This window comes from Pollutimonas bauzanensis (assembly GCF_040393045.1).
GTDB classification, from domain to species: Bacteria; Pseudomonadota; Gammaproteobacteria; order Burkholderiales; family Burkholderiaceae_B; genus Pollutimonas; species Pollutimonas bauzanensis_A.
The window spans coordinates 1-7959 of sequence record NZ_JBEBUX010000165.1 but is presented as its reverse complement, the minus strand read 5'-3'; the positions used below and the strand labels follow the sequence as shown (position 1 = coordinate 7959).

The following is a 7959-nucleotide window of genomic DNA, read 5'->3' as shown; positions in this document are numbered from 1 at the left end:
TGGTGCCGATGAGAGGAGTCGAACCCCCGACCTTCGCATTACGAATGCGCTGCTCTACCAACTGAGCTACATCGGCTTTCTAGGCATAAACAAAGGCCGCTAAACGCGACCCCGGCCCCTACCAAGCCCATTATTATACATATTCTTGTGCCGAGTGTTGCATACTAGCGGCGCTATCGATGTGTCAGTCTTCTTCCTGGTTCATGCGTATCGCCGAGGGGAATAGATCCCAGCAGGCGATGAACAGGGCTGCAAACAGCGGCCCAATGACGAATCCGTTCAAGCCGAATACCGATAGTCCGCCCAGGGTAGAGATCAAGATGACGTAGTCAGGGATTTTGGTGTCTTTTCCGACTAGCAAAGGCCGCAAAATGTTATCAACCAAGCCAATGACGATGACGCCGAAAAGCGTCAAGGTAATGCCTTGCCAGACGGCGCCGGTGACCAGGAAGTAGATCGCTACTGGCGCCCAGATCAAAGCCGCGCCCACCGCAGGAAGCAGGGACAGGAAGGTCATGAGTACACCCCATAACAAAGCGCCTTGTATGCCCAGGAACCAGAACATGAGGCCGCCTAGCGAGCCTTGCGTGATGGCAACCGCAATATTGCCTTTGACGGTTGCGCGGACAACGGTGGCGAACTTGCGGAATAGATGTTGTTTGTGGTCCTCGCTAAGCGGTATCAACTGTTTGCTATGGCGCGCCAGGTTAGCGCCATCGCGCAGAAGGAAATACAGGATGTAAAGCATGACGCCCATGCCGATCAGGAATTCGAATGTATTTTGTCCGACGTTGACGGCTTGGGTTGCCAGGAATTTGCTGCCTTGCAGTGCGCCGGCGGACAGTTTTTCACGCAAGCTGAAAACGTCGCCGATACCAAAGCGGTTAAGTAGTTCGTGCACCGATGGGGGCAGGGCGCTGACGATTTGTTCGAAATAATCGCCCAGGTTCAGTTCGCCGGTGCTCATGCGGTTGTAGACATTTGCGCCTTCCTGCAACAGCGCGCCAGTAATCAAGATGAGCGGAATAATGACCATCAGGATAATGATCAGTAGGGTGGTAAAGGCCGCGAGGTTAGGGCGTCCGCGCATTTTCGCCAGGAGGCGTCTATGTAGCGGCGAGAACACGATGGCGAGTATCGTGCCCCAGAAAATGGCGCCATAGTAAGGTAGCAAAACCCAGATGAACGCAACGGTAACGGCGGCGAGCAATAGCAAAAAGGTACGGAAATAAAGATTGGAGTTATTCATCCATTATCCAGAATATCGAGGCACGTCACGCCGGCAGATTCCCGGCGCGGCATTTTATCTACGACCAAAAACGGTCCGACGTTTGGTAGTGCTATGCAAAACGTCGCTTATTCACCCAGCAGCTCAGCAATGGATTGCATTCCTTCGATGTGCTCAGAAATTACTTTCAGGACGACAATAACCGGCACGCATAGCAATAAGCCTGATACGCCCCACAGCCAGCCGCCGAATAGTAGCGCAACAAACACGGCCATAGCATTCATTTTTGCTATCCGCCCGGTCATCCAGGTAGTGACCAGAGTACCGACTATTGACGCGATTGCCAGCGTTGCCGCAACGACCAGGAGCATCATCGAGAAGGACTCAAACTGCAAAAAGGCTGCAAAACCGGTTGCTACAGCCGCAATCAGCGATCCAAAGTAGGGAATGATATGCAGCAGTCCGGCGGCGACGGCCCAGGCGCCCGGGTTTTCAAGCCCTATCCAGTGCAATACGCCCCATGTGACCAGCCCCAGGAGAATATTCGTAATCAAAAGCATGAACATATACTTTTGAATCGAGGTGTTGATGTCATCCAGTATCTGGACGGTAATCTTCTTGTTGGATAGTGACGGCCCAGTCAGTTTGACCAGCTTGCGTTTGAAGGTGTCGCCAGAGAGCAGGGCAAAAAATATCAAAAATACGACCATGGTCATTTTTCCGGTAAATGCTGCTGCGCTTACCGATCCTGCCCACAACCATTCATTCAAATTGAAATCAGGCAGGCTTACCGCCGCTGCCGATTCCGCTGACACTTTCGGGTCGGCTTTGTCGTCGGTGCTCCCCGCATTTTTCAATGCCTCAGCGGCGCTGCGAAGCTTGTCCAGTGTACCAAGCTCGCCGGTGCCGGCTCGTTTAAGAGCGCTATTAAGCTTGTAAGTCGCTATAGGCAGTTCGTCGACAATCGCCTCAGCCTGGGTGTATACCGATGTAAAGACAATGGAAGCCGAACCGAACAGGGCCAGCATGACCAGACTTGTGCCAATGACTCTGGGAACTTTGCGGCGTTCCAGCCATACAACAAGTGGATTCAAGGTGTATGCGATCAGGATGCCGAAGGTCAACGGAATGAAAAATTCCTGTGCCCACTGTAAGGCGAAGACAAACGCGATAACTGCCAAAATGGTCAGTGCCGCGCCTCCTGCGTTCACACGCGGCTTTGTCTCGGGCAGCAGACCGCTGGTAAGAGCGGGTTTTTGAGATTCCACCGCAGGCTGATCTTCTGTGGCGGGTGGCGCTTCTGGGGAGGGTGTTCTAGACTTCGTCGTATCCATCATCGGCCCCTGATAAGCTGTCCTGTACTATCAGTTTTTATTTTTCGATTTGGTGAAGAATACAGGGGAATCCACTGGGCGGAAGTAACTGGATACTACAGTCCGCCTTGAAGTGAGGCAGTCTTGGACTTTGAGTTTCTCGAGGGGCAGGCGTGAACATCATCCAGCGGCATGGGCGCAACATAAAGGGTAGAGATTTTGCGATTGGCGATATCCATGGCTGCTTCTCGCGACTACAGACCTTTCTTGATGGTGCCGGGTTTGACGCCTACGCGGATCGCTTGTTCAGCGTAGGTGATTTGGTTGATCGCGGAACAGAGTCGGCGCTGGCGCTTGATTGGCTTGCCAAGCCATGGTTTCACGCGGTGCGCGGCAATCATGAAGACACCGCCATTCGCTACGCTTGCGCCAGTCCGGTCAGCATAGCGATGTATAGCGCGAACGGAGGCGACTGGTTCATGGATATGGCGCCAAGCGAGCAGCAGCGATTTGCCGCTATATTTCAGCAGTTGCCGCTGGTTATCGAAATTGAAACGTCGCAGGGGACGGTGGGCATTGTGCATGCCGATTGTCCGGTGACTGATTGGCAGCAACTTCATGTTTTGCTCGAAAATCCAATAACAGAGGCCCTGCTGACGAGCACGCAAGAGACCTGTTTGTGGTCGCGACGTCGCATTATCAACATGGATCGTTCGAGCATTGATGGTATTCGTGCTGTAGTGGTCGGTCATACACCGTTGGAGCAGCCAACCATTCTGGGCAATGTTTACCATATAGACACTGGCGGCTGGCTAGACGAGGGTCGATTCACATTATTGAACCTTGAAACGCTCAGCGTTGATGCATTTGCATGAGGCGTGCACCGCCTACCTTGTTCCGCTTATATGCTTGCTCAATGCGTTAGCAGCGAATATGCCAGAGAACAAAGAAGGCGCAACGCCGAAACCGGGGTAGGTTGTTTGGCCTGCCAGGAACAGGCCTGCAATGGGTGACTCACGGGGGAATTGCTGGTTAGGCCTGGCCGCTGGCGACAGGCCGTATACGGCGCCTTCGTACAAGTTCATGCGTTGGGCATAGTCTTTCGGGCTTGTGATTCGCCTGACGGCGATATCCAGCGGTAGGTGACGGGCTAGCGCTTCTATGGCGGCATCGGCTGCAGCCTGCTTGGCTGCTGTATCCCAAAACGCCAACGGCTGGTTTTGATCGACGGCGGTGAACATCTCGATAATGCTCCCGCCTTCGGGAGCCAGTTCTGGCATAGTCAGTGTTGGAACGGTGTAGCTCAGCCACTCGGTCCCAACTGGCTGAGGGGCAAGCATTAGATGCTGTTCTTCAATCAGCGGGACGTGGTTTACAGAATGGGCTGACGGTTGCAAGTGATTCGCCAGCCCTAACTGCACGCTCAGTGCCCTGTGTGAAAGTGGCGCATGTCGTACGCGACGCTTCATTGCAGAGGGGACACTTGCCGGTTCAATCAGTTCGGTAAATGTCGCCATGCCGCTGGCCGTCGAGATCACAGCGCTGACTGGCACCTCTTCCTTTCTTTCCAGAATTAGTGCACGTACCTGCCCGTCTTCCACCTTGATTTTCTCGACACGCGTGTCTGTGTGGACTTTGCCGCCCAGATCCAGGAAGGCTTTGTGCATGACATCACTGATCGCGCCCATTCCGCCCTCAGGCAGGTAGAGACCGTCTTCCAGCATGGAAACAAAACCTACGATCTGAAAAACTGGTGTGCGCTCGGGTGGGAGGCCGGTATATAGCGTCACGGCGGATACGGCTGCACGTGCTTCAGGATCACTGAATTGGCGATGAAGTTCGGCAGCAAGGCTGCCTCTAAGCTTGGGCAGATGACGCCAGGCTTTGGCAATGACGCGAGGAAGGGATAATGGCTGAGTTAACAGGTCATCGGTGAATATTTGAAGCAGAGGGCGCCATTTGGCGACGCATTGGTCGATTTCCGATGCGAGCACTGCGGTGCGTGCCGCGCCATTTCGGCCTTCAATACGTACCGAGCGCCCTGGGCCAAAAGCGACTGACGTACCGTCCGGCAGAAACGCCGCTTGGGGAGCGCTGATTCGGCGCAATGGCAGTAGCGATTTGCGGTCAAGGCCAAGCTGTGCGAAAGCATGCTCCAGAAGACGCGGGACGGCCACAAACATGGCGCCATTGTTGAAGGTGAAACCGTCAATCGCTGTTGTTGAGCAGCAGCCGCCAAGCGTGCCTTGGGCCTCGAACAAGCTGACGTCGAATCCCTGGCGGGCCAGGCGGATTCCAGCCGCCAGGCCGGAAACCCCTCCGCCGATAATGGCAACCTTGTCCGGACTCATAATCTGAACTCCAATAAGCTGTAGTTAGTGTATTGGGTGCAGCTTACTACGCCGGGACAGTGTTCAGGCGCCGCCCTTACGCAGCAAAGTGCATTCGCTATCCGCTTCGGAGCGAAATGCATCTTTGGCTTTGATGGTTCCCACAATCTTGTAGTAATCCCAGGGATACTTGGACTCTTCCGGTGTTTTGACTTGAGCAAGATAAAGGTCGTTCATCATGCGCCCGTCCGCGCGAATCACGCCATCGCTTACGAACATATCGTTCACTGGGGTCTCGCCCATTTTTTTACGGACCGTTCCCGTGTCAGTTGTCTTGGTTTCCTGCACGGCTTTCAGGTAATGCATCACTGACGAGTAAACCCCAGCCTGGGCCATGGTCGGCATCCGCTGTGTGCGTTCGAAGTATCGTTTCGACCATTCGCGGGATGCCTCGTTGCGATCCCAGTAGAACGCGGTCGTGAGGTACAGGCCCTGTGCGGCATCCAGGCCTATGGCATGCACATCGGAAATATAGATGAGCAATGCAGCCAAGTTCTGCGAACCTTTAGTCAGGCCAAATTCTTTGGCCTGTTTGATCGTAGTGATAAGGTCGCCGCCCGCATGGGCCAGGCCGACTATTTGCGCCTTGGATGAAATGGCCGCGAAAATTTGTGAAGACAGGTCAGGCGAACTAAGCGGATGACGTGCCGATCCAACAATAGTGCCGCCCTCCGCAATCACCGACTTGACTGCATCGCGTTCAAGTGCTTCACCAAATGCATAGTCCACCGTAATCATGAACCAGTTTTTGCCGCCTTCCCGCACTACGGCGCGCCCGGTGCCATTTGCCATCGCGTAGGTGTCATACACCCAACTGATGCTATTGGGCGTGCAGCCTTTGCCGGTCATATCGGATGAGCCTGCGCCGGTAATCAGCATGAGCTTGTCCTTTTCTGTCACCAGCCGTTGTGTCGCGAGCGCGACTGATGAGGTGGTCAGCTCGGCAATGACGTCCACGTGGTCGTTGTCGATCCAGCTGCGCGCGATAGACAAGCCTACATCGGTTTTGTTTTGATGGTCGGCCGAAACCACATCAGCCTTGACCTCGGGGTGTCGGGCTGCAAAGTCCTCTACCGCCATCTGGGCGGCAACAACTGAACCTTTGCCGGCGATATCGGAATATGTCCCGGACATGTCAGTCAGTACGCCGATGCGAGGCGTTAAGGTTTCCTGCGCCTGCGCGGACAGCATCGATAGTGCGACGGTACACCCCAGCAATAACGTGGCGATGCGTGTCATGCGAGTCTCCATGGTTGGGCGGCTCATGTGTATTGTTGAATGATTGTTTTTATTCATGTTGTCTCCTCTTGGTGTTAGGGTTGCTGCAAATCAAGTTGGTTTGACCTTATGGGCTCTTTTATTGACGAAATCATTAAGCCGGCGCTGAACATCGTTGCCGGTCTGTACCACTGCTGCCATTAGGCCTTCTGCAAATAAGCCATCGGTCGCTGACATGTCGGATATTTTGTTGATAGAGCTGACAATCGCGTAGTTTGAAAGCGGTGCATTGCCCGCTATTTTTGTTGCCAGTGACAAGGCGAATTCGTAAGCGGATTCGGGGTTTTCCGGACTGTTGCACACGTAATGGGCCAGGCCCAGGCGCAAGCCTTCCTGCACATCCATCACCCGTCCTGTCAGCATCATTTCCACCATGCGGTTAGGGGTAATGATTTTTGCGGTTCTTACCGTGGCGCCTCCGCCGGTAAAGATGCCTCGGGTTCCTTCCGGCAAGGAAAAGTAGGTGCTTATGTCAGCCACCCGGATATGAGCGGCGCTTGCCAGCTCCAGACCGCCGCCCACGACTGCGCCCTGAAGGCAGGCAATGACCGGGATGCCCCCGTGCTGTATCTTGTCGAAGGCCCGATGCCAGCCCTGGCAGACCCGAAGAAAGTCAACCGCGCTGCGCTCTTGATCGTGGTGTTCCTTCAAGTCAAGCCCGGCGCAAAAGTGGTCGCCTTGGGCCGCCATGACAATGACCCGGATGTGGGGTGGAATATTGGAAAAGTAGTGATCGATTTCTGCAATCGCGCTTTCGTCGAGGGCGTTGCGTTTGCTTTCCCTGTTAAGCGTGATCACCCCTATTTGATCGATTTCATGTGTTTTAAGGTACGGCGTTGACATATGGACTCCAGATTGCTTCTGCTTGCTTAAGACGAACTTGTTGAATTCAGTTTTCAAATAATTTCCGCAATGCGTTTTTTTGCAGCTTCCCTGTTGCGGTCATTGGCATGTCGTCGATGAACCTCACCTCGTCGGGGATTGACCATTTAGGGATACGGTTAGTGAACACTTTAAGGATGTCGGCAGCAGCGACTGTGGCCGACGGCTTCCTTACTATGATCAGCAAAGGCCTTTCTCCCCATTTTTCGTGTTTCTGGGCTATGCAGGCCGCGATCCGCACATCGGGGTGTTCCATCGCAATGTTTTCGATGTCGATCGAAGAAATCCATTCGCCTCCGGATTTGATGACATCTTTGCTTCTGTCCGTGATGCGCAAGTAGCCGAGCTTATCGATGGTGGCGACATCGCCGGTATGGAACCAGCCGTTGGCCAGTGCCGATTCCGTTTGCCGGTAATAGTTGTTGATGACCCAATTGCCCTTGACCATCAGGTCGCCGGTGCTGACACCATCGTGAGGCAGGCCGTTCCCGTTTTCATCGACGATCTTGAATTCGGCGCCGAACAAAGGGCGGCCTTGCGAAGACAAGACGGTTTGCTGTTCTTCGGCTGACAGTGACTTGTGCTCCGGCATCAACGTGCACACCGTTCCCAGCGGAGAAACCTCTGTCATGCCCCATGCGTGCCGCACGGCCACGTTGATACGTGCAAACGCCAGAATCATATGAGCCGGGCAGGCTGCGCCGCCAATGATGGCGCGCCTGAGCGTGCTGAAGGCAAGGCCTTTTTCTTCTGTGTGATCGAGCAGTCCTTGCCATACCGATGGCACCCCGGCGGATATGCTGACGCCTTCGGATTCGCACAGACGATAAAGGGCATCACCTTTCAGGTTGGCTCCGGGCATCACGAT

General features: G+C 54.3%; 7 protein-coding genes and 1 tRNA gene. 1 reads left to right on the top strand and 7 read right to left on the bottom strand.

The genetic code is table 11. The annotated features are described in order from the left end of the window. The 3 genes from ABWO67_RS18025 to ABWO67_RS18015 form a co-directional block, all read right to left on the bottom strand. Window positions 1–76: transfer RNA gene (locus ABWO67_RS18025), tRNA-Thr, on the bottom strand. 108 nt (window positions 77–184) lie between these two features. Continuing rightward, window positions 185–1249 carry an AI-2E family transporter gene (locus ABWO67_RS18020; RefSeq protein WP_353154301.1) on the bottom strand — a complete coding sequence of 355 codons (1065 nt, stop codon included), beginning with the start codon at window positions 1247–1249 and terminating at the stop codon, window positions 185–187. Window positions 1250–1356: 107 nt separating this feature from the next. Continuing rightward, window positions 1357–2562: an AI-2E family transporter gene (locus tag ABWO67_RS18015; RefSeq protein WP_502930050.1), complete on the bottom strand. Its 1206-nt coding sequence runs from the start codon at window positions 2560–2562 to the stop codon at window positions 1357–1359. 152 nt (window positions 2563–2714) lie between these two features. Between ABWO67_RS18015 and ABWO67_RS18010 the strand changes: the two genes are divergently transcribed. Continuing rightward, window positions 2715–3416 (top strand): metallophosphoesterase, encoded by a 702-nt coding sequence (locus tag ABWO67_RS18010; RefSeq protein ID WP_353154297.1) that lies wholly within the window; start codon window positions 2715–2717, stop codon window positions 3414–3416. Between the two features lie 12 nt (window positions 3417–3428). On the opposite strand, the gene ABWO67_RS18005 is transcribed toward ABWO67_RS18010, so the two are convergent. From ABWO67_RS18005 to ABWO67_RS17990, 4 genes are all read right to left on the bottom strand, one after another. Then, on the bottom strand, window positions 3429–4892 hold the full coding sequence (locus tag ABWO67_RS18005; protein WP_353154294.1) for a phytoene desaturase family protein: 1464 nt from the start codon (window positions 4890–4892) through the stop codon (window positions 3429–3431). A gap of 63 nt (window positions 4893–4955) precedes the next feature. Then, window positions 4956–6227, bottom strand: coding sequence for an ABC transporter substrate-binding protein (locus tag ABWO67_RS18000; RefSeq protein ID WP_353154292.1), 1272 nt, complete (start codon window positions 6225–6227; stop codon window positions 4956–4958). Between the two features lie 33 nt (window positions 6228–6260). Beyond that, window positions 6261–7052, bottom strand: a complete 792-nt coding sequence (locus ABWO67_RS17995; protein ID WP_353154289.1) for a crotonase/enoyl-CoA hydratase family protein — start codon at window positions 7050–7052, stop codon at window positions 6261–6263. 46 nt (window positions 7053–7098) lie between these two features. Continuing rightward, window positions 7099–7959: AMP-binding protein (locus tag ABWO67_RS17990; RefSeq protein WP_353154286.1), on the bottom strand; the 861-nt coding region annotated here is incomplete at its 5' end.